Below are 26,143 nucleotides of genomic sequence, written 5' to 3'. Positions count from 1 at the left end.
TGTAATATTTTTTGGACATCATGATAGTTTTCATGATGTTCTTTTTACTTCGTGATTTTTCCTACTTAATTGATACTCCTAATTGGGAATCAATTTATCCACGTATTGACAAGTTATTTAGGATCGCTATATAATTTATTTGTGAGGTGGAATATGATGGAATCACGTGATAAGCAGCTGGAGCAATTTGTAGACTGCTTTCAAGCAATTGGGCGGTTTATGAAACGCAATCAATGGAGTAACCAAGGAGCAACTGAAATTACAAAAACACAATGGCTAATCCTGCGTTTTCTGTGGAAACACGACGGTTGTACGATTGGTCAGCTAGCAGAGCGTCTAGAGGTTCGTTCGAGTTCAATGTCGCAAATGATTGACCGATTAGAGTTAGCGGGAACGGTATTTCGTGAACAAGATAAGAATGATGCGAGAACACGAATTGTTAAATTAACAGACACTGGTAGAGAAACGATTACAAGCATGAAAAATGCTCAAGTTGAGATGTTGGCTGGTCCGTTTAATCAGTTAACACTGGAGGAACAGACGGCACTTGTCGAGATAATGCAGAAGATGACAAGCTCTCTAAAACCACAAGGACGACAACGCCAAGAAGGAAAATAGCCAGGATTGTTGTGCGTATTAGTTGACCCATTATTTAGGGTCGCTATATAAAGTGGTGAAAAAGATACGGATGCTGGACAATCAAGGGAAGTTTCTGCATATATTTTAACTTTAGGACAGAATGTTCGCGGTTACATAACAATTGTCACTCATGGATTTCATTTACCTCATCATTTCAATTTTAGAACTAGGAAATTAGATAAAGGCGTTTCATTTTTAAAATTAAACTAATTGGAGGAATATTTCATGAGTATTATAGAAATCATCAATTCTCGACGCACTATAAAAAAATTCAAATCAGATCCGGTCAATATGGAGCAAATCAGCAAATGGCTGGAGGCTGGTACGATGGCTCCAAATCATAAAATGACTGAACCATGGGAAGTGTATGTGGTTGGACCGGAGACAAGAGAAAAGTTAAATCATAAAGCAAATTTCTTCAATGCTCCTGTAGTACTAGCCATTTTATCCAAGCATGGTGCTACACAAATTGAAACAGAAGAAAATGTAATTGCTACTGCTTGCTTCGTGCAAAATTTTAATTTAGCCGCTTGGGAAGAAGGAGTTGGAACGTTCTGGTCATCAATGGGAGGTGCTCAGAAAAACCGCGAAATTCTAGGTGTTCAAGATGGATATGATGTAATCGGAGTATTTGGTGTAGGATATCCAGAAGAAATAAGTGAGCCAAAAGAAAGAACGCCGATTCAAGACAAAATACAGCACTTATCGTAAAAAAGGAAACGATCATCTACCAGAGAGAGTTCAACCGATTTAAATTCAGGAGGGAAATGGATGAATGTAGAAGAGTATATCCACTCTTTATTTACGAAAGATGATGCTATATTAGACAAAGTGTTGGAGAGTATTCATGCTAACGGTATGCGAAATATATCAGTACCACCAGAAATCGGAAAGCTGCTTACTCTATTGGTGAAAATTTCTGGAGCCAAAGAAATACTGGAAATTGGAGCACTTGGAGGATATAGTGGAATTTGTCTTGTTCGTGGCCTTCGGGAAGAGGGGCATTTAACCTCTTTAGAGCTAAAAGAAGAATATGCTCAATTGGCACATGAAAATCTACAAAGAGCTGGGTTTGGTGATCGGGTTACTTATTATACGGGAGAAGCATTAAAGAGTTTAGATCAACTTGAGAAGAACGAAAAAAGGTTTGATTTCATTTTTATCGATGCGGATAAGGAAAATTATCCGAACTACCTGGATCGTTCAATACGTTTAGCCAATCCTGGAGCTTTAATTGTTGGGGATAATGTTTTGCAACGTGGACAGGTATGTGACGCCTCTTATGTTGATTTGCGAACTGAAAACATGCGTGCATTTAATCAACGTATGGCGAATGATCCTGATTTAGAATCGATTATACTGCCGGTTGGACAAGGATTATCAATTGGTCGGGTAAAGGAATCAAAATGATATTAATTGAAGGGATACCAATTGGTTTATTACTGATGGTATCTTTTTTTATTTCACAGTAACGATGATAAATCAACGTTGTATAAAATAGTACATAATCATAAAAAATAAAAAAACGGTTGGTCAACAATTAGAAACTTTTGTTCTATTAATCTTTACAAATGTAAGCGTTTTCAGTTATAATATTAATGGGATGGATGGCACGCGTGGCCGTCATAGTATTTGGCGTAGGTGGGGCCGATACAAAGGGTAGTTCATTATTTTTATTTTATGTCATTCTTCTCTTATGAGATGCTATGTGATAATTGATTAAATTGCTCCAATTTTACATTTAGAACATTAAACTAATATATACATAGTCATATATTTAGTTGATAGAGAAAAGATTTGAGGAATTGATTTCCTATGGAAAAGACTTTACTAATATAACAAAATAACTTGAGATAAAAACGCAATAGAATAGAGAGTTGTTCTTAAGCTTCATTTATACACAAAACAATTGTTTTCAATAGAGGATATGAAAATTAGCATTTTTATGCAATTGTAAATCTCCTTTAGGAGATGAAAATGTTGATTTTTCAACGAATTATGTGTAAAGGAGGTTTTTACATGAATGAAACAATTGAAAAGACAGCACAATCGAATTTGAAATTTTGCCCTCAATGCGATAAAAAAAGGCCATATGTAATAATTTATGTAACAGGCTCTATTCGTTGCGCTAATTGCGACTATTATCATCTAAAGCAATACTAATAAGAAAGATGTACATACACAGGTATGTGACGCCACTTATGTTGATTTGCGAACTGAAAACATAAGTGCATTTAATCAACTTATGGCGAATGATCATGATTTGGAATCGAGGACAAGGATTATCAATTGGTCGTGTAAAGGAAAAAAATAATATAAACAAAGAAAGGTTACCGATTGGTTATCGCCGTTGGTAACCTTTCTATGTTTATATTAGTATTTTCTGATTCTGCTATAACTAAAATAACATAAAATTTAGGTCATGTAGACTAACGGCATATCTTTATAATAATACAATCTCTTTATTCCACAATCGGAGCCATTCAGTGGAATAAGAGGAAGGGTCTCTATCTCAATTTTAATAGACAGTTGGATTCGTATACTGATAGAATAAGCAGAAATATATTAAAGGTGGAATGGAATTGAAAAAAAGATTAGGATGCTTACACGCCCATTATTCGAATATAGAATATATAGAAAATGCACTTTCCCCATATAACATAGAATTAATCCATTTTGTTGACCCCGCATTAATGTATCGAGTTACATCAGATGAAAATTTTCAAGAAGCAGATGCTCAAACTAAAGTTAAAGAGCAAATAGAATGGATTGCCAAATGTAATGTTGATGCTATCCTTATTACTTGCACAAACTATATTGCCATCTTACAGGAAGATCAACTCTCGATATCAGTGCCAATTATTAAAATTGATGAACCTTTCTTTGATTACATCTGCAATATACAGCAACCTCAGACAATTCTTTTTACAAATCCTGCAACTGTTGAAGGTACAGTAGAACGTCTTAAACAACATGCTAATAACCATCAAAAATCTTTAGATTTTGAGGTTGTTGTTATAAATAATACTTTTGAATTGATAATGCGAGGACTAAAAGAAGAATACAACCAAGAAATTTCAAAGTTCTTAAATCAAATCATTAAAGATGGGAAGAAAGTTATCTCCGTTGCTCAATTATCTATGGTTGATGCATCTCAGCAAGTCGAGTATGAAACATCTAAGACTATTATTAACCCATTGAATACACTAGTATCTTCGGTTGTTAATCAATTAGAATTAGAGAGGATAAATCAATGATAGACTGATGTGTCCTTCTCCAGCTAAAGGGCGCCATTCTTGAATAAGGATGTCGCTCTTTTTCATTTATAGAGCCAGATTGTTGAGGATCAATCACAAGAAAGTTAATTATTTAACGAGTGAAATTAGAACAAGCGCTGTCCATAAATAAGGATAAGCGCTTGTTATTTTTAGGTCTTGTTGGGAAAAAACTATGCTTAACGGTAATCCGTCAGGCTGTTAAATATCATATGAAAAATACGATTGTTTAGTGTCACAATTACATAGCCATAAAAAAATGATGTGTTATTGTTAAACGGGAATAGTTATCATAAATGTTGTGCCTTTTCCCTTTACACTTTGAACTTCAACTTTTCCTTTCAATTTATCAATTGTACTGTATACCATTAGCATGCCAAGACCAGTTCCTTTTTCTTTTGTTGAGTAATATGGTTTACCTAAACGTAAAACTTCTTCTTTTGTCATTCCGATTCCTGTATCTTGAATTTTGATCAAAATGTTTTGCTTTTGCTCAGAAATATCTATGAGTAGAGTCCCTCCACCTTTTTCCTTCATCGCTTCAATTGCGTTTTTATACAAATTTATCATACATTGTTGGATTTGATTTTTATCATAATTTATTTTTAACGAATTGTTAAAACAATATTGAACATTGACTTGATGCATATTCGCAAAGGGTGTAATTAGATCTTTTGTATATTCTGTCTCGACTTCTAAATTGGAATAAATCATATTTTTTGATTGTGGCTTAGCTAGTGTTAGATAATCACTTACTATTTTTTCAGCTCGAATTAATTCCTGTAATGCAAACTCGACATATCTCTTTTCATCTTGAGATAGGTTCTTGGATGATTTTAAAAGTTGTAGAAATCCATTTGTAACAGTAAGTGGATTTCTTATTTCATGGGAAACACTAGCTGATAATTCACCAATAACAGATAGTCTTTCTGTATGGAAAAACCTTTCACGATTTTTAATATTGATAATAATTCGCTCTATTAAGGTCATAATGATGAGCATCATCCCTACATGAGTAGTTAATGCATTTATTGTTAATATCCAAAACTCTCTAGTTAATGAATCAAAAAATGTACTTAAAATAAAAAGGTAAAATCCCATAGTAAAAAAAGAAACAAATGTTGCGAAAAATATTCTATTTTTTGATTGTAGTTGACTAAACTTTTTGCTTAACAAAGGTACTATAATGAATATTACTGTTGAAAAAAGAAAGGATTGAATAGTTCCCTCCCCACCTAAGTAGAATCGATAAATATTTAATACGAGATAAAGGGGGAAAGCGTTTTTGTAACCACCAAAAAGGGCAACGACAATAAAAGGAATATATCGCAAATCAAAAATAAAGCCGATATCTAATCTAATTGGAATGGTCATACAAAGAAACATTGTTACGGATGAAAGTAATATCAGAATTATTTTATTATATGTATATTGTTTGTTTTCAAAGAAAATCAGAAATATTACAACAGGTAAAAGTAAAAATAAGAAATTCACTAGCAATGTTTCAAACAAGGGAATGACTTCCTTTCGTCTTCTATATCAACTTAAAAAAGTATACTATATTTTTGGTAAGAGTTTGTTCAATTATTTCATATTTCTAGTCTTATAGGAAAAAAATGTGAGGATAAATTTCCCTGAAATCTTCTAATCGTCAAAATTATTGCCTTCAATATCAATCTTCAGTAATCAAGCGCCTTTCTGGACATGGAAATGCGCTTATTTCAGTTTAGGGCCATATTGTAAAAGATCAAAAGTTGGCCTCGATTTCAAATTAGTACTACATGTATGATAAGTGATGAAACTTTGTTATTTCCCCAAACGAAAAAAATAGGTAAATATGTTAAATTATTTAAATGAGAGGAGTTTTTTTATGGCACAAGGTGGATTTAATACAGGAGACATAATCTTTTAATTATTAATGATTTTAAGCGTTATAGGTATTCCAATAGTAATTGTTGTTGTATTTTTAATTATGAATAAAAGAAATAAACGACTAAAACGAGTAGAAGAAAAAATAGATAAGCTAATAGAGGAAAAAGAAAATAAAAACACTTAGGTATCTATTTTTTAATATTGATCTTCGGTCAAACCAGCTAATAGAAATAAATTGTGATCTTCAACAATCAAGCGCGATTGCGGAAGAAGGTTGAAATGATCAAACATTATTATAAAACAAAACTAAAACTGCTAGATAAGAATCCATTTTGATCAATTTCTTTTGCAAAATGGATTCTTATTATTTACCCTAAATATGAGTTTGTGTGGTATTTTTCTTCGGAAAACAGGACGATGGTTGTCGGGAAAGATTTGCTGGAATGCCTGAATTTGTTCTTTCGACATTTCAATCGCTGCTCTAAAAATATCGAAACTAGTTATGACCTACTATTTGATGTGGTACATATGGCTCTTCAAGAAAAGCAATTTCTTCAGGTGATAGCTTTACCGTTAAAGCACCTACAGCATCCTCAAGATGTGATATTTTCGTTGCCCCGATAATTGGTGCTGTTACTGTCTCTTTTCGTAATAACCAAGCAAGTGCGATGTGTGTACGAGGAACACTGTGTTTTTCTGCAATTGATGCTACTCGCTCAACGACTAATCGGTCGGCATCGGTAGTCGCATCGTATTTTGATTTTTGAATTTGATCGGTCTCAGAACGATGTGTGGTTACTGACCAGTCCCGTGTTAATCTCCCAGAGGCAAGAGGGCTATATGGAGTTACACCAATTTTCTCTTCCTTACAAAGAGGTAGCATTTCCCTTTCCTCTTCACGGTAGATGAGGTTGAGGTGGTTTTGCATGGAAACGAACTTCGTCCAACCATTTTTTTCTGCCACGTGTAAAGCTTTTTGGAATTGCCAAGCGAACATCGCAGAAGCACCAATATATCTTGTTTTTCCTGACTTCACAACGTCATGCAATGCTTCCATTGTTTCTTCAATAGGAGTATTGTAGTCCCAACGATGGATGAGATAAAGATCTACATAATCTGTTTCCAAACGCTTAAGGCTATTATCAATTTCACTCATTATGGCTTTTCGAGATAGGCCTGAACCATTTGGACCTTTGTGCATTTGACCGTGGACTTTCGTTGCGATTACAACTTCATCACGATTTGCGTAATCTTTCAGGGCTCGCCCAAGATATTCCTCACTTGTGCCAAGTGAGTATACATTGGCAGTATCAAAAAAATTAATCCCTAATTCAAGGGCTTTTTTTATTACGGGGCGTGAGTCCTGTTCGTTAAGTACCCATTGGTGAAGCCATTTAGTTGCATCACCAAAACCCATACAACCAAGACAAAATCGAGATACATCTAAGCCTGTATTACCAAGTTTCACATACTCCATTCGATTGTTCCCCCTCTTTAGTTTATTTGCCACGTTTATCGTGACCTCTTTAGAAATAATTATGTCATAAATAATAAGGAAACCCTTATCCCATTCCTACCAAGTTTTTGCCTAATCCTATCAACTCCTCTTACCTAAACAACGAATATCAGATAATATAAATGTAGATGAAGAAAGGGAGAAATAAATAATGTCTGAGAAAACCTACAAACAGCAACTAGAACTTGCTAATCTCATAGAGAACTTTTCAAAACAGGATGGTGTCCACGCTACATCTATCCCCTCTTTATTTCTCATCCGTGAATCCATTATTACTGAACCAATTTCAAGAGTTAACGAGCCTTCTTTTTGCATTATCCTCCAAGGGGAGAAGGAAGTATTATTGGGAGAAGAGCGATTCTTGTACAGTCCTGGTCATTATATTGTGGCTTCTGTTGATTTGCCAGTAACAGGGCAAGTAAGAAAGGCCTCTACAGAAATTCCCTATTTAGCTCTCAAGCTTGAATTTACAACGAAACAAGTTTTAGAAGTTTTAAATGAAACAGATATTCCATTTCATCAGAGAAAGAACTCGAAACGAGCTATGTTTGTTAGCGAAGTAGAACCATCTTTGTTGGATGCAGTTTTAAGATTAGCTTGTTTATTAGAGAATCCAAAGCACATTCCTGTTCTTGGTCCATTATTAACAAAGGAAATTATCTATTGGATCTTACAAGGTCCACATGGAGAAGCACTAGAACAAATAGCATTAGAGGGTAGCAATGCATCTAGAATAAGAGAAGTGATAGACCATATTATCAAAAACTTTCAAGAACCCTTTCGAATTGAAGAGCTTGCTAAAATAGCTAATATGAGTGTGTCATCTCTTCATCGACATTTTAAAGAGGTAACAGCTATGAGTCCTATTCAGTTCCAAAAACAATTGAGATTGCAAGAAGCAAGGCGCTTGTTATTGGCTGATCCAACAGATGTAGCTAATGTTGCATTCAAGGTGGGGTACGAAAGTCAATCGCAATTTAGTCGGGAGTATTCCCGAATGTTTGGCTGTTCACCTAGAGTAGATATAAGACGGATGAGAGAAAACTATAATTAACGATTCTCGAATAGAAAAATATCTTCCGTAGTAATTAAAATTTGTCAGACACTCATACTGCAAAGGTTTCCATTATGAGTATAAATGTGACGTCTTAAATCCTGGGTAATATTGGATTGAGGCGTCTTTTTAATTATAAAAATTAACGATAAGGAAAAATATCCGAACTATCTAAACTGGGTGTATTTTTAATAAAACTCGTTAGTTCAACTGATAACATTGCTTATGTGAACTGGTTATCACAGATCTTGTTCAACAATCGGGCATATTGTTGATTAGGAATAAATAAAAAAGCTCCTCACATAATAAGTTTAAATTCTTTAACCCTGAGGAGATAAAAGTGGATAATATTGAAAAAAAACTTGAAGACAATATCGATCATATAAAGAACTTATTTAATCAAACATCTGATTTAGTTGTAAGAAAATTAAAGTTTGGTATTGAGAAGTCAGAACATGCAGCCATTATTTATATTGATGGTATTATTGATTCGGAAATAATACAGGATTTTGTGATTAGACCATTACTTGATTTTACAAAAACATCTGAAAAAAACGATATTATAAATTTAGTCAGTGAAGTTATTGAAACGGCTGATGTCAAAATGGGTACAAACTTTCAGGAACTAACAGATGCATTAATTAATGGCAAAACAGCTATTTTATTTGAAGATCATGACATTGGAATTATTGTAGATACTCCAAAGTGGAATGAAAGAAGTCTTGAAGAAGCTCAAGGTGAACGTGTACCACATGGACCCATTATTGGTTTAACAGAAAAACTCAAAACGAATATTAATATTTTACGTTCAATTATTAAATCCCCTAAGCTATGTGTAGAAAATAAAGAGATTGGACTAATTTCAAAAACACACATATCAGTTATTTATATGTATGGACTCGTCGATAAAGGAGTATTAGAAAAGGTAAAATCACGTATAAGCAATCTCTCAGTTAAATACATATTAGAAGCCAGAATTATTGACGAGGCAATTGAAGGACATAAAAGTATTTTTACCTTAAACAAAACAACAGAACGTCCTGATGTTCTTGCATCCGCTTTGTACGAAGGAAAGGTAGGAATTATTGTGGATGGTACTCCTTTCGCTATTATTACACCATCCTTATTTATAGATGCCTTTCAAACCCCAGATGATTATTATTTTAAAGCAGGTCGATTTACAACCCGATTTATCCGTTTTATTGGCTTTTTCTTATCTGTTTATCTGCCTGCAATATATGTAACATTAGAAAAATTCCATCAAGGTGAGTATTCCAAAAAAGTAGTAAAGTCATTGTTCTCTGATGGTGAATTATTACCCGCCTTTTGGGAAATGTTGTTTTTGATGTTTTTATTAAAAATTCTTACGGATGCTTCTTTCCGGATTCCTAAAAGCGCAATCATTCTAGTATCGTTAGTTGCAACAATTGTTATTGGTGAAACAGCTGTTACAGCTAAAATCATTCACCCTGCAAGCCTAATTACCATAGGAATTACTTTTTTAGCAAGCTTTCTCATCGTATATAGAGGATTAGCCGATGCAGTGGGGACATTGCGTTTCCTTTTTTTACTAATTGCTGTTTTTTTTGGATTCACTGGTTTAGTTGCTGGAACAACAATCCTCATTTTGTATATGACAAATCTAAAGTCTGCAGGGGTTCCCTATCTTTCTCCATTAATTCCTTTTAGATACGAAGAGTTAAAAGATACTCTTTATAGAGGTGATTTACGATCCTTACTTAATAGTAAGCACTCATACCCTGACAATAACTAGTTGTTAATAGTCAATTCAATATTTTCTTCAACAATCGAGGCGCTTATCGGTAAAAAGGTAAGTGTCTTTTTTATTAAATTAAAGAAGGATTATTATTATCATTCTTAGAATACCTCAGATAAAAGCTAATACAATGTATAAACATAATATGTTTCCCCTCCTTACATAGCATTGTCGAATTAGCGAGAGGAGTGAAATTAATGGAATTTTTTCAAGAAATACTGGATTGGGATTTTCAGAGGCCTCTAAATTTAGGGAGGGTGAAATGGAACCGAAAATAAATATCAATAATTCTACACATTTTTCCTGGCTGTCACGTTGGCCTCAGTGGACTGGGTATGCAGCTGCTCTATGGTCCCTACTATACGGGTTACTCGGGCTGTACTGGTTATTAGGTGGCAATGGATTTCCTTTCGGTAAAAACGATTCACGGGCAGAAATGATGGGATCATTTTTATCAAATCTTAATGTTGATGTCGGGGGACCAGTCATTGCCATAGCTGGATTGGTAGGTACAGTGGTAGCTATAGCGATGATAATGACATGGGGAAGTCGTTTTCCTCGTTCAATATTTCTCTCCTTTGCTTGGATAATGAGTGTGACGCTTATATTTATCATTCCAGATTCGCGAATTGTGCAGAACTTTGCTTATTTGTTTTTGCTTCACTTTGATCTGCTGGATTGGAGAGTTATTAATCAAGTTTTTTGTATAGTTGGTGGGTTCATATGGGGCGCATCTGCAATAGCATATTTTCGTCTTACACAGAATGCTTGCGGCAATTGTGGCAGGAATGACGCTACAGTAGGATCATCAGCAAAAGCAACAGCAAAGTGGGGAAAGTGGTTTACCTATTTAGCCGTTATTATGGCATTGCCATATGGTATTGTCCGATGGGCGTGGGCGTTAGGGATTCCTTTGGGGACAAACGACTCATCAATGGTTGGAAATGAAGACAATGTAATAGTTGAAGCAATACTGGGAGGATTATGTATTGGCGGTGGAATTCTAACTCTTGGACTTATTCAGAGGTGGGGAGTGATTTTTCCAAGGTGGTGTTTTTTTCTAGCAGGTAAACAAATTCCAATTTGGTTTGTTATGGTTCCTGCAATGTTGATGTCGGCTATTATCACGATAACGGGGCTAAAGCTCAGTCCACAAATCATATTTATGATGGTTAATGGCTCAATTACCAATGAAAATTGGGGACAATTTGTTCCTTTTTTGTTCTGGTTGCCATGGGGAATATCTCTAGGGATAGCAATTTTAGCCTATTATTTAAAAAGGCGGGGACGATGCAAGCATTGTGGTAAACTTTAACTCATCATTATAATGGTCATTTAACATGGCTCTTTTCTAAAAGATTGTTGTTTTTGAACAAAACTAATTAGGTTGATTGGAACGGATATGCGAGACTCCTGTGGGAGAAGCGGGACAGATGAGACCCCGCAGGCGCTTCGCGCTGAGGAGGCTCATCGCCCGCCCCACGGAAAGCGAGCATCCTGGAGTGCCAATCAACCAACCCAATACTATTTTAAAAGCAACAAAGTTTGCGAAAACAGCCTTTAACATAAATAAAACCAAATGTCTGCGAATTTAGATTACTTATAGATTGTATGTTTCTTGAACATATTAGAAGGAAAATTATCCGAACTATCTAGATCTTTCATTACGTTTATCCAATCCTGGTGCATAATTGTTGGGGATAACGTTTTACATCTCGTACAGTTATGTGACGCATCTTATGTGGATTTACGAACTGAAAATATGCGTGCTTTTAATCAACGCATGGCGAATGTCGTTTTTCCATAACTTTCACCCATTTATTAATTAACATTTTCTAGTTGACTCTCACGTTACGTGATACCTTAAAGTAAAGATTAAAGGGAGGTACACAGCTATGAAAGTGAAGGAAGTTGCTGACTTGGTCGGCATCAGTGTGCGCACACTGCATCATTATGACGAAATAGGGTTATTGAAACCGGAACAGACGTCTGAAGCTGGTTATCGTCTATATTCCGATGAAAATCTTGAAACCTTGCAACAAATCCTGTTTTTTAAAGAGCTTGACTTCCCTTTAAAGAAAATAAAGGAGATCATCAATCGTCCCTCCTTCGATCGAAAGGAAGCACTCAATTTCCATCGGAAAATACTGGTGGAAAGACGCTTGCGCATCGATAAGATGATCTCGACGATCGATATGACAATTGAACATATGAAAGGAACGATCGCAATGACCAATAAAGAAAAATTCGAAGGGTTCGACTTTAGTCATAATCCATATGAACAGGAAGCACGTGAACGTTGGGGTGATGAAGCAGTCGATAAATCAAACGCTAACCTGGCTAGTATGACAAAAGAGGAACAAAAAGCGATGCAAGAAGAAATGAACGCCATCTATCGCAGCCTTGCCTCTCTTCGTCACACTTTACCAGAATCAGATGAAGCTCAAGCAGCAATCCAAAAATGGTACATCTTTTTGAACAGTAATATCGGAATCCATTATTCACTAGAGGCATTCAAGGGCCTAGGTGAAATGTATGTCGAAGATGAGCGATTCACGGAAAGTATCGACCAATTCGGTGAAGGACTGGCACAATTCATGCGAGATGCTATGGCTTACTACGCTGACAATAATAAAAAGTGAATGAACGAAAAAGGGTTGTTCTTCGTATAGGAGGCCCTTTAGCGGAGGTTATTTAAAAAGTTATTCAGGATAAAGAGAATTAATTTTTGGCAGAAATAATACATCACGCCAAATAAAATAAACGCATGACACGAAAAAATGTCATGCGTTTTTGCAACTCAATTAAGACGCAAACAGCTCAAAAGCTGTTGTACCTACAATTGTAAGTACTCCGATGATAGATACTATACCTGATTGGAGGAAAGAGGCGTATTTAAGTCATCAACCTATTGACTCGCCTGTAATGGCTAAAGATGTTGTAGAAACTGTTATCTTTTTATTATGCTTTTTAAATGGTTGTTTGCTCTGCATACTTTTTAAAATTATCTAGAATTGCCTGCCATCCTTGTTGTTGTAACTCAATTGAATTTGTAGTTTCAGCATCAAAGATTTCAATTACTTCGGTTTCGTTATCTTGACCTTTAAAAGTAATTTTAACTTTTCTTCCATCACCCATTGTATAAGCAATAACCTCATGTAATATCACTTCATCATAAATTCCACCAAAATCGAAACCAAAACTGCCATCTTTGGCTTCCATTCTTGAAAGGAATTTCCCACCTGCTCTCAAATCATTCTCAGCAACTGGTGTGTGCCACTCATCTGAAGCATTGTTCCATTTCTTTATATGAGTTGGCTCTGTCCAATATTCCCATACCTTTTCTACTGGTACGTGAACTGTTGTTTCTACTGTAATTTTTTTAGTTGTTTCCATTACATTTACCGCCTCTCTTAATACGAATATTTTTTAAGAAAGTTGTACAATAGGTGTCTGACTATATTGTAGAGTATTTCGAATATTTACGCTACTTCTTCATTAGTTCCTTTTATCGCCCTCGTAATCCGTTAAATTAATATAGAAACTCAATGAAGCAGGAAACTTAAATCTATTGTTATAAAGAAATTGTGATGAAAAAAGGAATCATTTTGCCAGTTGGACAGTGGTTATAAATTGAACGTGTGGAGGGATAAAAACTTGAAGGGATACCTACTGGTTTAGTTGCCGATGGTATCCTTTTTAGGGCGATATAACTGAAGATCACATTCTACAAATAAAGAAAGATGAAACTTTTAAAGGATAGTTAACGTAAAATCTAAATAGAAGGTTATATTTGGAATATGAATCGAGGTGTATCATGAGGGAAACATCAATTTACAAAAGTACAGAAGGAAAAAGAAAAATTGATCAGTACTATGAAAATTATATAAAGACTTTTACATACGATATTGAAAGATTTTATATTGATACAAGTTTCGGGAAAACTCATATGCTTGTTGCGGGTCCGACTGAAGGTAAACCTTTGTTTATACTTCAAGGAGGAAATTGTATTAATCCGATGACACTGTCATGGTTTTTACCTCTTATGGATAAGTATAGAATCTACGCACCAGATACTATCGGTCACCCTGGATACAGTGAACAAAAAAGGATTTCAGCAAAGGACAATAGTTTTGCTCAATGGATAACAGAGCAAATGAATTATTTTAATATTGAAAAATGTGCATTTATCGGTCCATCTTATGGTGCTGGAATTATTCTTAGATTAGCTGCATTTATGCCAGATAAGATTGATTGTTCAATTTTAGTCTCTCCAGCAGGAATACAGTTGGGATCTAAGTTTAAAATGATTAAGCATATTTTACTTCCATTAATCCTATTTAATGTCACTTCTTCTGAAAAACATCTCAATAATATTACTAACATTATGTCTTCTAATAGCATGAAAGAAATTGATAAACGCATTATTGGAGATATTTTCAAATATATTAAACTTGAACAAGAAATGCCTAAATTAACAAAAAAGGAGGAATTAATGCAGTATAACTCTCCAACCTTGATTATTACAGGAGAAAAAGACATCTTTTTTCCAGCCTATCGGTTAAACAAAGTAGCAAGAGAAATCATATCAAATTTAATAGACGTCAAAACAATTGATATGGGACATTTTCCTTCAGAAGAACATTTAATCGAAATTAACAATGAAATTAGGGAATTCTTAAATACACACTACTAATAAAGTAAATTTAGTATGGGTGCAAAGTCTTGCTTACTTCAAACAAACTCCTCCTACCGATGGTAAAATAAAAAAGTAACAATCGAATATAGAAGGAATAGATAACACTTTTTACTTACAGTAGCTTCTAACTTATTTGCTGACATACTTTCGGATTTAGGAAGCGCACTTGCTGGAAGCTTAGGTTTAGCTGCCAGTGCTAACCTTAACCCTGAAGGACGTACACCAAGTATGTTCGAATCTGTTCATGGATCAGCACCAGATATTGCAGGGCAGGGAATATCAAATCCTATGTCGAAATTTGGTTTCTAATAACCTTTGGATTTGAAAGCGTTTTCAATTATAATGATTATGGGTTGGATGGCACGCGTGGCTGTCAAAAGTATTTAGCGTAGGTGGGGCCGATACTAGGAACGAGGTCTGGAAGTTTAAGGAGATTTTACTTTGTTCCATTAGGAAGTTTAGATGTATAAAAGAATGATAGATTGAAAATCATAAAGATATGGATGTAAATATAGGAGGTAACAGGATTTAAAATTGAGAGAAAAAACAAATTAACATTAACTGATTTTGTATAAAAAGATCGATTTGAAATTGATTCTTACCTTACATAATGTTTCAATAATCTTGTAATACTGTTTCAAAATGAGTGGAAATAATAATAAGTATGAAAATAGGCTAAGCGACTTCATTATTCTAATTAGAATAATGAGGTCGCTTTTTGTCGTTGTAAAAAAAGTGTTAACGCTTACATTTTTGCAAATTGAAGTTGCAAAAAGATGTACTAAACTATTTAAATATTACAATTTATAATCAAATTATGAAAGGAGTTACTATCATGAAAGAACGAACTCAACGAGTACTAACAAGATTTTTGACAGTAAATACCTTTTTGACTTGTGAGGATTTAAGTAAAGAGTTCAATATTAGTGAGCGTACTTTCCGAAATGAATTGGTCCTAATTAATAAATACCTAGAAGAAAATAACTATCCGTCGATTACGACGACAAGAGGGAAAGGGTTGAAATTAGAGCTGTCAGAGATGGATCGAGAAAAGCTCCTGTCTAAAATTGGGGATGACAGAGAAACAGATTATTATAGGCCCAATGAACGGTTTCTTGCCTTACTTTTAGATATTGCCGATACTACAAAAACGACATTGCTTTTTGAAATGGAAGAAAAACTGCAGGTATCGAAAAGTACATTAGATGAGGATATGAGAAAACTACGTCAGTTTTTAAAGGAGTATGGTATTTCTGTAGTGAGTTTAACGAAGCAAGGAATTGTATTAAAAGGTGATGAACGATCAATACGCACTATGTTGTACGACGTGATTAATAGTATGACAGATATTGCAAATCTCTTGGGATACCGAGATATTGATGCAGTGAATACCTTTGCAGACCGATTTGTTCTTGATTATTTGGATACAAGTGCATTGAGGGTCATTGGAGAACATTATGACGATGTCTTTGAAAAGTCAAGAGTAGAGATTAATCATGTATATCGAAATCAAAGCATTCTATTTTTAGGGATATGGGTAAGGCGGTTGCAAGAAGGAAATACCCTTAGGGAATTAGCCAAAGTAAGAGCCGAGATAAGAGAAGATCCAGTCAGAAACTTTGTCGATTCCATCTGTATAGAGTTTGGTTTATATCCATCATTAAATGAAATTAAATATACTACCTTTACAATCGAATCGTTTAATCCAAAAGATATGAATAATTCATTCGATTGGGTTACAGCACAATTATTAGCTATTCAATTAATTGAACATGTAGAAAAGGTAACCAGAATTCCTTTTTCTCAGAGAGAAGAAGATTTGTATGAAGGTTTGTATAAGCATATCACAGGGTTATTAAGCAGGGCGAAGAATGATTTACAGGTATTTAATCCGTTAAAAGACACTATTAAAGAATCCTATGCCGAAATTTATCAGGCAGTCACTTACTTTAGTAAGCAAATAGAAGACTACATCAAAAAGCCATTATCAGAAGATGAGATCGGGTTTTTGACCGTTTATTTTTCAACTTCTGCTAGCCAGATAAAGCAGAAAGAACAATATGTTTATCAGGCGGTTGTGCTTTGTAATCATGGGATTTCAACTGGAAAGCTATTGGCTGCAAATTTGAAAGAGCAATTCAATATCGAGATTGTAGCTGTATTGAGTTCGTATGAACTAGCCTTTATTGACAAGCTGGATGTTGATTTAGTTTTTACAACCATTTCAATTGATTATCCAAGAAAACCTGTATTATTACTTAATCCGATTTTAAGAGAAAGTGATAAGAAGGAAATTAAAGATTTTTTACTCAAAAATAAGAATAAGAGAAGAATCGTTTCCAATAAGTTAGATGCCACAAAGCTAATGCAGGATATTCTGATGTTAATTGTTGAAAGCGGTGGGAAGGTAACACAGGAGAGCTATCACAAAGTAGAAGATACTTTTAAAGAACATCATTTGAAAATTAATACAAGGGAGATACAGCCGATGTTGCAGGATATTTTGAGGGATTCCAACATTCTACTAAAGCAAGAATGCAAAGACTGGAAAGAGGCGATTACGAAGTCTGCCCAGGTATTGTTAACAGAAGAGGTCATTGAAGAACGATATATAGATGCCATGATTAAATCTGTGGAAGAGTATGGGCCTTATATAGTAGTAGGGAAGCATTTAGCGTTAGCGCACGCAAGGCCGGAAGATGGAGTAAATAAATTAGGTGTAAGTGTTATGACATTAAAGGAACCGGTGAATTTCGGAAATCCTGATAATGATCCGGTGAAAATTGTCTTTTGTCTAGCAGCAGTGGATTCTTATTCGCATCTAAATGTGATGAAAAATCTGATTGAGTTAATTAATGATGAAGAGAAATTGGACCAATTGATTACAGCACAAAATATAAACATGTTTAAGCAGGTGTTATATGGAAGTGAAGTAATGGAGTAAGGAAAGCTGTGGTTATTAAAATTGATGTAGAAGAACTTATATAAAACAAATGATTTTTCTAGTACCAAATAAATATATAATCCAAAAAGTGTATAGGAGTGAGTGAAATGAAAAAAGTAAATATCTTATTTGTATGTGGAGCAGGTTTAGGAAGCAGTTTTGCTTGTCAAATGGCGGCAGAGGATGTATTAAGCAAATTAGGTGTCAATGCCAAGCTAGATCATAGTGATATCTCGTCTGCTGTTTCAGTAAAACCCGATATTATTATTACGGCACAGAATTTCAAATCCCAATTTGAAAAATTTTCAGTTGATCCGAAACAAACGACAATTGTTTATTTGAGAAATATTGTATCTAAGCCAGAGATTGAAGAAAAAATCACCCCAGTATTAAGGGAAAAAGGCGTTATAGCTTAAAAATAAATAGAGATAGCTAGAAATGGGGGGGGAAACATGGGTGTAGTTAATTTTATTATCGAGAATATTTTGACACAGGCATCAGTCACCATCGCGTTGATTGCTATGTTGGGATTAATTTTGCAAAAGAAGTCAACAGGGCAAGTTATTTCTGGTTCGTTAAAGACGATGTTAGGGTTTATGGTATTGTCAGCCGGTTCTAGCATTATTGTTGGTAGTTTAATATATTTCGGTCATATTTTTACAGAAGGTTTCCATATGCAAGGGATTATTCCTTCGATTGAAGCTATTAACGGTCAAGCAATGAATGAGTTAGGTTTAGGTCGTGATATCGCACTAACTTTCTTAGCTATCTTTGTTTTTAATATCATCATTGCACGGTTCACTAAATGGAAATACATCTTTTTAACTGGTCAGGCAATTCTTTGGATGGCTACTATGACAACAGTATTTGGTTACTTTGCAGGTTTACGTGGTCTTGCTTTGATTTTAGTAGGCGGTTTCATTGGGGGTGTCTTTGCGGTAGCAATGCCTGCAATTGCACAACCATTTGTTCGTAAAATTACTGGAATGGATGATATTGCTTTAGGTCACTTTTGTACAGTTGGGTATGTGTTTGAAGCAGGAGTAGCGAAACTTGTTGGGGGAAAAGGCGATAAGAAAAAATCTGTTGAAGATTTGAAATTACCAGCTCAATTTGAATTCTTACAAGATACCTATCTATCTTTGATGGTGGTAATGACTCCACTTTACATTATTACAGCAGCGTTTGCAGGTGAAGAGTTCGCTTCTACATTATCAGGAGATACCCACTATTTAATGTTTGCGTTCTTACAATCTATCCAATTCGTAGTTGGGGTGTATGTATTATTAGCAGGGGTTCGCTTACTACTAGGTGAAATTGTTCCGGCATTTAGAGGGATTGCCATGCGATTGGTTCCAAATGCAAAGCCTGCATTAGATTGTCCAGTCCTATTCCCTTTTAGCCCCAATGCAGTCATTGTAGGGTTTATCACAACTACTATAGGCTCGATTATTGCAATGTTTGTATTACCTGTCTTTGGGTTAGCAATGATCTTACCAGGTATGCTTACAGCTTTCTTCGCGGGTGGTACTGCCGGTATATTCGGTAACTTAACAGGTGGTATTCGTGGAGCAATTATTGGTGGTATTGTACATGGTTTCTTCATTACATTATTACCAGCACTGTTAGTAACGACTTTCAATTCTATGGGATTTGTCAATGCAACAGCTACAGATGTTGATACAGTAACAGCTGCTTTACTATATGCATGGCTCATTGGTCCACTTTTAAAAGCTTTCTAGAATGTGGGAAGAGAAAGGGAGGTTTTAAGTAATGTTTGGATTTGGTAAGAAAAAAACGAAAGAACCGAAAAAAGAAACAACCGAAGAGATAGTGTTAACAGCAGAACGAAAAGAAGCGTTATTACGGACCATCTCTATTAAAAAAGAAGACATAAATCAAACATCTAGAGAAGAACAAGCAAAAATTTATGAGGAGATTGGCTTAGCATTTAATGAACTTGGCGATGAAGATAATGCTATTGATTCGTTAGAAAAAAGTATTCAGGCCAAAAAGTCATTAGGAAATGGTTACAAAACGTTATTAAAACTTTATAACAAGAAGCGTGCAGAAGCAGCAAAAGTGAATAATGAAGAATTATTACAGGTATATCTAAAGAAAATGGATCAAATGATGCAAGTTTCTAAAGAGGTTACACGCGGTGTTTGATAAGGAAGAAAATGAAAATAAATGATTAATATAAAAGGAGAGTAATTGACCATGTATACAACATTAAAAGACGTAACACTTAGAGCTGAAGAATTGAATTATACAGTTGGTTCATTTAATGCACATAATTTAGAGATGTTACCGGATATGATCCGTGCAGCAAAAGAGCAAGGAGCGCCAATTATTATACAAACAAGTATAGATACTGCGAAATATATTGGTCATGAAAATATCGTTGCTGTATGTAAAACGATGGCTACAAATGAAATGGTGGATGTGGTATTGCATTTAGACCATGCAAGGGATTTTGATGATATTAAAGAGGCAATCAATAAAGGATATACATCAGTGATGTTTGATGGTTCTCATTTACCATTCAAAGAGAACATTATGAAAACAAGAGCAGTAGTAGAATATGCACACAAATATGGTGTTTCAGTCGAGGGCGAACTAGGAACTATTGGCGGTACAGAAGAAGGGATACATGTAGATGAGAATGATAAGGTTTACACGGACCCAAAAGATGCAGAAGAGTTTGTTAAAGCAACAGGAGTAGATGCTTTGGCCATTGCAATTGGTACTAATCATGGTCAATATAAATCCAAAACAGAAGTTAATTTACCACTATTAAAAGAAATCAACGCTGTAGTAGATGTACCTTTAGTTATTCACGGAGGTACAGGTGTTAATGAAATGGATATACATGAGTTAATTAATAACGGGATTCGTAAATTTAATGTGGGTACTGAATTATTAGTAGCATGGACGAAAACAGCAAAAGAAACATTCGGAGAAACAAAAGTAACTAAATCATTACGACATAATATTATTCCATGTAACCATGCAGTAAAAGAAATTGTCAAACATAAAATCGGAATCTTCATGAATAAAGAAGACCGTACCCTTCAAGTAAAATAATTACAATAAAAGTTCATAGTCTTTTTCATAAGAGTTTGAGAAAATATGACTAATAAAGAAAGAGAGTACGGGGAATTCCTTGTACTCTCTCTTTAGATTATGAGGTGGTAAGATGGATAAAGTCTTAATCTTATTAGCGGGTTTACCAGGAACAGGAAAAACCTACTTGAGTAATATCATCAATAGTACATTAGGGTTATTTTATAATCTTTCTCAGGATAACTTGAAAGAATCTTATTGTGATATGTATGGTTATCGTAATTTAGAAGAAAAGCAGAAGATTGAAAAAATAGCATGGGCGAAGTACTATGAAATAATGGAACAGCAAATGCAAGTAGGTAGCAATATTATGTCTGATTATCCTTTTAGTCAGAAACAAAAACCCCATATTCAGCAATTAGTAGAAAGATACGGTTATGAGGTTGTTACTATTCGATTAATTGCAGATTTAGATGTTTTATTTGAACGACAAAAAAACCGAGATTTAGATCCGACAAGGCATTTGAGTCATATCGTAACTTCCTACAAAAAAGGGGATCACTTAGCTGATAGAAGAAATGCTGATAACTTATTAAACTATGATGAATTTATAAAAAGATGTACAACTAGAGGATATGATACGTTTGAATTAGGTAAGTTATATGAAATGGATGTATCAGATTATACAAAAGTGAATTATTCTAGGTTGTTGGAAGATCTTTTAAAGATGGAGAATTAAAATGGTTGAAAAAAAATATATAATAATTAGCAATTCTGGAATTCATGCAAGACCTGCAACCTATTAAGTTTGGTTAGGGTCACCAGTGATCAATAAATTTAAAAGGAAGTAGCTAGGTAATAAAATGAAGATATATAAGCTTAAGAATGATTTTAAAGGTCTAAAAAAGGGAACACAATTCTATTTGATTGCTGAATCTGAATTTATAGGTGTCAGAGATTTTGTTTTACGAACTAAAGACTTGGCAATTAGGATATCGATTAATGAAAGGGAGCTGCATAACAATTTTATTTTATTGAGAGATGGACGAACGGTTTGACCAGTTAATAAGGGTCTTTAACAATCAAGCGCTATCCTTGATCAAGGATTAGCGCTTATTTCCTTTTTAAAAGCTGAAACAATTATAAGCAAGCTAGGTAATGATCTATAATAGTGCTGTTCATGGAAAATACTGTTATAGTTTTGGAAGGTTTTTTAGCTTTGCTTGATTAATTCTATTTCTTGATCTTGAACAAACATATCTTTATCAGTTTCACTAATCGAATTTATAACAAGTTCCACAAAAGCTTCTATAGCAGGAGATAACCACTTTTTCTTTTTGATCAGCATATGAGAATAAATTGGTTCAAATTTTTCAGAATGAGGCAAGACTTTTAGATTACCATTCTCTACATCTTCTTTAACTGTCATATATGGCAAGGCAGAAAATCCAAGTCCACTCATAACAATCTGTTTGATTGCTTCTATACTCCATAGCTCCATTGTTTGAAAGTTGTGCACTCCATGCTTTAAAAGATATCTTTCGAACATTGACCGATAACTACAACCTTCTTCATTTGTAATGAAATAATGGTTGGTGTTATTTTTTTTATATTCATCAAAGTGTGCTGGACCGCTATTTCCATTTACAAGAACGATTTTTTCCTCAATTAACGAATAATGAATGCATTTTTCAGGTTTTATTTCTGGATAGACCATGAATGCAACATCTACTCGTCCACTCATTAAGTCAATTTGGTTTTGCCCACAAGTACCGTTGGTTAATATTAATTTAACATTAGGATATTTTAAGGAATATTCCCTTATTATTGGGCCTAACCTAGAGATTGTTAAAGACTCTGGTGCAGCCACTTTTAGTACTCCCTTAACCTGGTTGGTGCTTCGCATGTTCTTAATCTGTTCGTGAGTGGAAAGTAAATCCTCGGCTAAAGGTATTAATTCTCTCCCTAAATGAGTAAGATGCAAATTTCTATTTATATAAGTAAAAAGCTCCCCATCAATCTCACGTTCAAGAGCCTGTATATGTGAAGTTAGTGTAGATTGAGTATAACCTAACTTCGTAGCAGCCCCTGTATAACTTCCTATTTCTACAATAGCTTGAAATGTTATAAGGTGTCTAATTTCCATATCATTTCTCCTTATGTTGTATGATGTATTGAAAAAAATGATAATGAATTTTTAAATTTCAATTTTATTTATAGCTATGATCATCATACAATAAAAGCTGTTCGATCGTAAATTAGTAAATGAAGGTGAGTCTATGAGTATAATAGCGTTTCTTTCGTATGTGATTATTACATCAATTACACCGGGGCCAAGTAACATCTTAATGATGAATGAAGCGAGAAGATTTGGCTTTTTAGGGTCATGGAGGTTTATGATTGGTATCTTGGCAGGATTTGCGGCACTTGGGATTATGAGTGGAGTATTTACAACTGGTCTATACAATTTAGTTCCAATTATAGAGCCATATTTTAAAATTGCCGGTGCAATATATCTACTCTATTTGGCTTGGCAGGTGGGTCTTTCAAAAAGTTCCAAGGAGAATTTTAGTGATGTGAAATCTTCCTTTTTATCAGGCTTTATCTTTCAAATTATAAATGTTAAAAGCATATTGTTCTTTTTAACAGTGATGAGTGCTTTTATTCTGCCGTTCAATCATTCTAGTAAATCTATTGTCTTCTATTTATCTTTAGCCATTTTTCTAGGTTGGTTAGCGTTGCTTCTATGGTCAGGGTTTGGCTCGCTATTCAAAAGTTTTTTTACCAAACATGATAAGTCATTTCGGTTCATTATGTGCTTGTTATTGATTTATTCTGCGGTTACTATTTTTCTGTGATAACCCAATAGCTTATAATAAAAGGAAAAGATAATGAAGGTTTGTAATTAGGTTGACTGGCAATATACATTAAGGATTTTCAAAGATTTAGAAGAAAAACCCAACCTTACCATTATGGAAGATTGGGTTTCCTTCATTTATCAGCAAAATTAACTATTGGATGTGGTACATATACTTTATTGTCATAAAGCCTATTTAAGGTTATTCTCTTGTTTTCACAAAAAAATAGGCAGTTATCAACGAAGTAATTGGAATAACCAGAGCTATACCAATTCCGGCACAAAGTATAGTGATCATTTCAACACTAAATACTTTTGAATTTACAATTTCCCCAATAGAATAAGATAAATCTTTAAACCAGATAATTAATGCCAGATAGCCTCCAAAGAAGGCGAAAAATAACGTATTTGTATTTGTTCCTAAGATATCCTTCCCAATACTTAATCCAAATGTGAATAAATCCTTCCTACTAATTAATGGATTATGATGAGATATTTCGCGCATTGGTGATGCAATGGAAATGGCAACATCAGTAATCGCACCTATTGTACTCATGATAATCATGGCAGCTCCAACTTTAACAAAGTCTACTCCAATATAAATGGAAAACATGCTAAGCTCCTCTATTTCTTCTTCACCAAACCCCTGAATCATGGAATTTTCTGTCACGATAACAATAAAAAAGAGTGAAATAACAATAGTGATAATAGTAGAAATGAATGCTGCTGTTGTTTTGCGGTTCACTTCATTAATATAAAATAGAGTTATACAACTAATCACTGTAGATGAAATCACTGTTAAGGTAATCGGATCAACATTTGGATCTGTCATAAAAAGAATAGTAAGAAAGAGTACACCAAAGTTTAAAAATAAAGCAATAAAAGACCGTGCCCCTTTTTTTCCACCAATAAGGATCATCAATAGAAATAAAATGGCAGCCATTAATACTAATACACTCATAATCTTGCCCTCTTTCTATTAACGAAAAAAATAGATGTATATAAACCTATCGGAATCGTTAACACGATTCCAATACCACCCGCTAAGGCTCGAGCTAATTCCAATGAAAGGTTCATGGAAAGTGTAAACGCCAATGGAGAATCATTCGTCAAATATAAAATAAGCATTGGGATGGAACCACTTATATATGCAAAAAACAATATATTTGTCATGGTTCCCATAATATCTTTACCAATATCCAATCCTGACGTTTTCAGTGCTTTTATTGGGATGCTATTATTATTTTCATATAACCCAAAGATAGAAGAAGACATTGTAATGGCTACATCCATTACGGCTCCTAAAGATCCGATTAATACCCCTGCCATAAACACCATTTTATAAGGCCGGGTTAGAAATTGCATTTCTTCATATCGAAGTCCTTCTTCAGCAGTTAACCACATAACAAGATAGGTAATTAACAGCGAAATAAAAGTTCCTAACAAGGTCGCAACAATAGCTGCAAATGTTTTTTCATTAAAACCGTTAACGAGTAACAAAGAAATGCCTGTAAATAAAATAACACTTATACTGCATATCAATAACAAACTCATGTTTGATGTTTTCAGATAAATATCTAATGAATATGATAATAAAATGGCATTGACTGCCAAACTTATGATAGAAAACAACCCTTGTTTTTTGCCAACGAAAAGTAAAGTGAAGATAAAAATCCATGCAATAATCAAAACATATTTATCACGTTTAACGTCATTTATGGTTCCAGTTAACTCTTTATTTTGTACTGTGTTTGAATCAATCGAAACAAACAAATCATTCCCAACATGATATTCTTGATCATAGCCTCCGGATGATGAATACTCATTAGTTAAGTGGATAAGATGTCTTTTTTCTTCTCCATTTTTCAATTCGGCTATTATACTCTGAGTGAATATCTTATCCTCGTTATCATGGATATCAATACTTTCAGTTGTATCTTCCAAGTTCGTTTCGATGACTTTGGCTATAGGACGTTCATAGAATGAATAATTGTGATTAACAAAAACAATTGAGACGGCAAAGCAAAGTGTTAGTATGGTGTAAAAAAGAATTTGTTTATAAGTCATTCTCTTAAATTTATTTACAATAACATTCTTCAAAAAAAAGCCTCCAACTATCAGGATGGATAAAATTTTAGATTTATTAGTTACAGAAACTAATTGAGATTTTCGTGATTTTTGCAAAAAAAAGGCATTGTTCCGGGGAGCATGGTGTCTCCACTACACAAGCCTAATGACGGTACTCAGCAATGGACTTAGAATAACAGGAATGTTTTTTAACAGTCAATAGTTTCTCCGATTCAATTCGTCTCTTATTACGATATGTAGAAATTTCTATGACTTATTTCAAAAATATTTATTCGTATTTCCTCTCCTCTTAAAATCTAAATCATAATTAAGATTATTCCGGGAAACATAATAATGATCTAAAATGTATGGCATTT

Annotated in this window: 22 protein-coding genes and 1 pseudogene; 17 read left to right on the top strand and 6 right to left on the bottom strand. The window is 34.2% G+C overall.

What is annotated here, in order from left to right; all coding sequences use genetic code 11:
• Positions 1–153: 153 nt before the first annotated feature.
• From HUW50_RS05730 to HUW50_RS05715, 4 genes are all read left to right on the top strand, one after another.
• Positions 154–618 carry a MarR family winged helix-turn-helix transcriptional regulator gene (locus tag HUW50_RS05730; RefSeq protein WP_083964503.1) on the top strand — a complete coding sequence of 155 codons (465 nt, stop codon included), beginning with the start codon at positions 154–156 and terminating at the stop codon, positions 616–618.
• A 246-nt stretch (positions 619–864) separates the two neighbouring features.
• Complete coding sequence (locus tag HUW50_RS05725; protein WP_066329088.1) at positions 865–1,350, top strand: nitroreductase family protein; 486 nt, start codon at positions 865–867, stop codon at positions 1,348–1,350.
• 60 nt (positions 1,351–1,410) lie between these two features.
• Positions 1,411–2,049 carry an O-methyltransferase gene (locus tag HUW50_RS05720; RefSeq protein WP_066329083.1) on the top strand — a complete coding sequence of 213 codons (639 nt, stop codon included), beginning with the start codon at positions 1,411–1,413 and terminating at the stop codon, positions 2,047–2,049.
• A gap of 1,166 nt (positions 2,050–3,215) precedes the next feature.
• Complete coding sequence (locus tag HUW50_RS05715; RefSeq protein WP_066329081.1) at positions 3,216–3,896, top strand: aspartate/glutamate racemase family protein; 681 nt, start codon at positions 3,216–3,218, stop codon at positions 3,894–3,896.
• Between the two features lie 291 nt (positions 3,897–4,187).
• Here the strand turns inward: HUW50_RS05715 and HUW50_RS05710 are convergent, their stop codons facing one another.
• Positions 4,188–5,426: an ATP-binding protein gene (locus HUW50_RS05710; protein WP_066329079.1), complete on the bottom strand. Its 1,239-nt coding sequence runs from the start codon at positions 5,424–5,426 to the stop codon at positions 4,188–4,190.
• 856 nt (positions 5,427–6,282) lie between these two features.
• A complete protein-coding gene (locus tag HUW50_RS05705; protein WP_066329076.1) occupies positions 6,283–7,263 on the bottom strand; it encodes an aldo/keto reductase in 981 nt (326 codons plus the stop codon).
• A gap of 190 nt (positions 7,264–7,453) precedes the next feature.
• On the opposite strand from HUW50_RS05705, the gene HUW50_RS05700 reads away from it, so the two are divergent.
• The 4 genes from HUW50_RS05700 (at position 7,454) to HUW50_RS05685 (ending at position 12,775) form a co-directional block, all read left to right on the top strand.
• Positions 7,454–8,356, top strand: coding sequence for an AraC family transcriptional regulator (locus HUW50_RS05700; protein ID WP_066329075.1), 903 nt, complete (start codon positions 7,454–7,456; stop codon positions 8,354–8,356).
• Positions 8,357–8,696: 340 nt separating this feature from the next.
• Entirely contained in the window at positions 8,697–10,130 is a 1,434-nt protein-coding gene (locus HUW50_RS05695; RefSeq protein WP_185653765.1) for a spore germination protein, read from the top strand.
• 265 nt (positions 10,131–10,395) lie between these two features.
• Positions 10,396–11,448 carry a hypothetical protein gene (locus HUW50_RS05690; protein WP_066329073.1) on the top strand — a complete coding sequence of 351 codons (1,053 nt, stop codon included), beginning with the start codon at positions 10,396–10,398 and terminating at the stop codon, positions 11,446–11,448.
• A gap of 580 nt (positions 11,449–12,028) precedes the next feature.
• The gene (locus HUW50_RS05685) at positions 12,029–12,775 is read left to right on the top strand and encodes a MerR family transcriptional regulator (protein ID WP_066329071.1); all 747 of its coding nucleotides are present in this window, start codon (positions 12,029–12,031) and stop codon (positions 12,773–12,775) included.
• Between the two features lie 328 nt (positions 12,776–13,103).
• Here HUW50_RS05685 and HUW50_RS05680 read toward each other — a convergent pair whose 3' ends face one another.
• A complete protein-coding gene (locus tag HUW50_RS05680) occupies positions 13,104–13,529 on the bottom strand; it encodes an SRPBCC family protein (protein WP_066329066.1) in 426 nt (141 codons plus the stop codon).
• 421 nt (positions 13,530–13,950) lie between these two features.
• Between HUW50_RS05680 and HUW50_RS05675 the strand changes: the two genes are divergently transcribed.
• From HUW50_RS05675 to HUW50_RS05640, 8 genes and pseudogenes are all read left to right on the top strand, one after another.
• A complete protein-coding gene (locus HUW50_RS05675) occupies positions 13,951–14,829 on the top strand; it encodes an alpha/beta fold hydrolase (protein WP_066329060.1) in 879 nt (292 codons plus the stop codon).
• Positions 14,830–14,937: 108 nt separating this feature from the next.
• Positions 14,938–15,129, top strand: a pseudogene (locus tag HUW50_RS05670) (isocitrate/isopropylmalate family dehydrogenase); the annotation flags it as partial.
• A gap of 538 nt (positions 15,130–15,667) precedes the next feature.
• Complete coding sequence (locus tag HUW50_RS05665) at positions 15,668–17,776, top strand: BglG family transcription antiterminator (protein WP_066329057.1); 2,109 nt, start codon at positions 15,668–15,670, stop codon at positions 17,774–17,776.
• A gap of 107 nt (positions 17,777–17,883) precedes the next feature.
• Positions 17,884–18,192 carry a PTS sugar transporter subunit IIB gene (locus tag HUW50_RS05660; RefSeq protein WP_066329056.1) on the top strand — a complete coding sequence of 103 codons (309 nt, stop codon included), beginning with the start codon at positions 17,884–17,886 and terminating at the stop codon, positions 18,190–18,192.
• Between the two features lie 36 nt (positions 18,193–18,228).
• The gene (locus tag HUW50_RS05655; protein WP_066329055.1) at positions 18,229–19,518 is read left to right on the top strand and encodes a PTS sugar transporter subunit IIC; all 1,290 of its coding nucleotides are present in this window, start codon (positions 18,229–18,231) and stop codon (positions 19,516–19,518) included.
• 31 nt (positions 19,519–19,549) lie between these two features.
• Positions 19,550–19,945: a hypothetical protein gene (locus HUW50_RS05650; protein ID WP_066329054.1), complete on the top strand. Its 396-nt coding sequence runs from the start codon at positions 19,550–19,552 to the stop codon at positions 19,943–19,945.
• 51 nt (positions 19,946–19,996) lie between these two features.
• Entirely contained in the window at positions 19,997–20,863 is an 867-nt protein-coding gene (locus HUW50_RS05645) for a class II fructose-bisphosphate aldolase (protein WP_066329053.1), read from the top strand.
• A gap of 112 nt (positions 20,864–20,975) precedes the next feature.
• The gene (locus HUW50_RS05640; protein ID WP_066329051.1) at positions 20,976–21,581 is read left to right on the top strand and encodes a P-loop nucleotide/nucleoside kinase family protein; all 606 of its coding nucleotides are present in this window, start codon (positions 20,976–20,978) and stop codon (positions 21,579–21,581) included.
• A 474-nt stretch (positions 21,582–22,055) separates the two neighbouring features.
• Here the strand turns inward: HUW50_RS05640 and HUW50_RS05635 are convergent, their stop codons facing one another.
• On the bottom strand, positions 22,056–22,988 hold the full coding sequence (locus HUW50_RS05635) for a LysR family transcriptional regulator (RefSeq protein WP_185653764.1): 933 nt from the start codon (positions 22,986–22,988) through the stop codon (positions 22,056–22,058).
• Positions 22,989–23,121: 133 nt separating this feature from the next.
• Between HUW50_RS05635 and HUW50_RS05630 the strand changes: the two genes are divergently transcribed.
• Positions 23,122–23,700, top strand: a complete 579-nt coding sequence (locus tag HUW50_RS05630; protein WP_185653763.1) for a LysE family translocator — start codon at positions 23,122–23,124, stop codon at positions 23,698–23,700.
• Between the two features lie 201 nt (positions 23,701–23,901).
• Here HUW50_RS05630 and HUW50_RS05625 read toward each other — a convergent pair whose 3' ends face one another.
• Complete coding sequence (locus HUW50_RS05625; RefSeq protein ID WP_066329045.1) at positions 23,902–24,660, bottom strand: YibE/F family protein; 759 nt, start codon at positions 24,658–24,660, stop codon at positions 23,902–23,904.
• Positions 24,657–25,766 carry a YibE/F family protein gene (locus tag HUW50_RS05620; protein WP_066329316.1) on the bottom strand — a complete coding sequence of 370 codons (1,110 nt, stop codon included), beginning with the start codon at positions 25,764–25,766 and terminating at the stop codon, positions 24,657–24,659. Before HUW50_RS05620 ends, HUW50_RS05625 begins: the two co-directional genes overlap by 4 nt.
• Positions 25,767–26,143: the final 377 nt, after the last annotated feature.

It is taken from the genome of Metabacillus sp. KUDC1714, assembly GCF_014217835.1.
Lineage (GTDB): Bacteria > Bacillota > Bacilli > Bacillales > Bacillaceae > Metabacillus > Metabacillus rhizosphaerae.
This window is presented reverse-complemented; position numbering and strand designations above follow the sequence as displayed.

What these genes read in the sequence shown, in the direction of transcription:
- HUW50_RS05730 (WP_083964503.1), top strand. Translation starts at nt 154, where the DNA reads ATGATGGAATCACGTGATAAGCAGCTGGAGCAATTTGTAGACTGCTTT.
- HUW50_RS05665 (WP_066329057.1), top strand. Translation starts at nt 15,668, where the DNA reads ATGAAAGAACGAACTCAACGAGTACTAACAAGATTTTTGACAGTAAAT.
- HUW50_RS05655 (WP_066329055.1), top strand. Translation starts at nt 18,229, where the DNA reads ATGGGTGTAGTTAATTTTATTATCGAGAATATTTTGACACAGGCATCA.
- HUW50_RS05650 (WP_066329054.1), top strand. Translation starts at nt 19,550, where the DNA reads ATGTTTGGATTTGGTAAGAAAAAAACGAAAGAACCGAAAAAAGAAACA.
- HUW50_RS05685 (WP_066329071.1), top strand. Translation starts at nt 12,029, where the DNA reads ATGAAAGTGAAGGAAGTTGCTGACTTGGTCGGCATCAGTGTGCGCACA.
- HUW50_RS05675 (WP_066329060.1), top strand. Translation starts at nt 13,951, where the DNA reads ATGAGGGAAACATCAATTTACAAAAGTACAGAAGGAAAAAGAAAAATT.
- HUW50_RS05700 (WP_066329075.1), top strand. Translation starts at nt 7,454, where the DNA reads ATGTCTGAGAAAACCTACAAACAGCAACTAGAACTTGCTAATCTCATA.
- HUW50_RS05625 (WP_066329045.1), bottom strand. Translation starts at nt 24,660, where the DNA reads ATGAGTGTATTAGTATTAATGGCTGCCATTTTATTTCTATTGATGATC.
- HUW50_RS05635 (WP_185653764.1), bottom strand. Translation starts at nt 22,988, where the DNA reads ATGGAAATTAGACACCTTATAACATTTCAAGCTATTGTAGAAATAGGA.
- HUW50_RS05720 (WP_066329083.1), top strand. Translation starts at nt 1,411, where the DNA reads ATGAATGTAGAAGAGTATATCCACTCTTTATTTACGAAAGATGATGCT.
- HUW50_RS05680 (WP_066329066.1), bottom strand. Translation starts at nt 13,529, where the DNA reads ATGGAAACAACTAAAAAAATTACAGTAGAAACAACAGTTCACGTACCA.
- HUW50_RS05640 (WP_066329051.1), top strand. Translation starts at nt 20,976, where the DNA reads ATGGATAAAGTCTTAATCTTATTAGCGGGTTTACCAGGAACAGGAAAA.
- HUW50_RS05705 (WP_066329076.1), bottom strand. Translation starts at nt 7,263, where the DNA reads ATGGAGTATGTGAAACTTGGTAATACAGGCTTAGATGTATCTCGATTT.
- HUW50_RS05660 (WP_066329056.1), top strand. Translation starts at nt 17,884, where the DNA reads ATGAAAAAAGTAAATATCTTATTTGTATGTGGAGCAGGTTTAGGAAGC.
- HUW50_RS05690 (WP_066329073.1), top strand. Translation starts at nt 10,396, where the DNA reads ATGGAACCGAAAATAAATATCAATAATTCTACACATTTTTCCTGGCTG.
- HUW50_RS05715 (WP_066329081.1), top strand. Translation starts at nt 3,216, where the DNA reads ATGGAATTGAAAAAAAGATTAGGATGCTTACACGCCCATTATTCGAAT.
- HUW50_RS05630 (WP_185653763.1), top strand. Translation starts at nt 23,122, where the DNA reads ATGAGTATAATAGCGTTTCTTTCGTATGTGATTATTACATCAATTACA.
- HUW50_RS05725 (WP_066329088.1), top strand. Translation starts at nt 865, where the DNA reads ATGAGTATTATAGAAATCATCAATTCTCGACGCACTATAAAAAAATTC.
- HUW50_RS05645 (WP_066329053.1), top strand. Translation starts at nt 19,997, where the DNA reads ATGTATACAACATTAAAAGACGTAACACTTAGAGCTGAAGAATTGAAT.
- HUW50_RS05620 (WP_066329316.1), bottom strand. Translation starts at nt 25,766, where the DNA reads ATGACTTATAAACAAATTCTTTTTTACACCATACTAACACTTTGCTTT.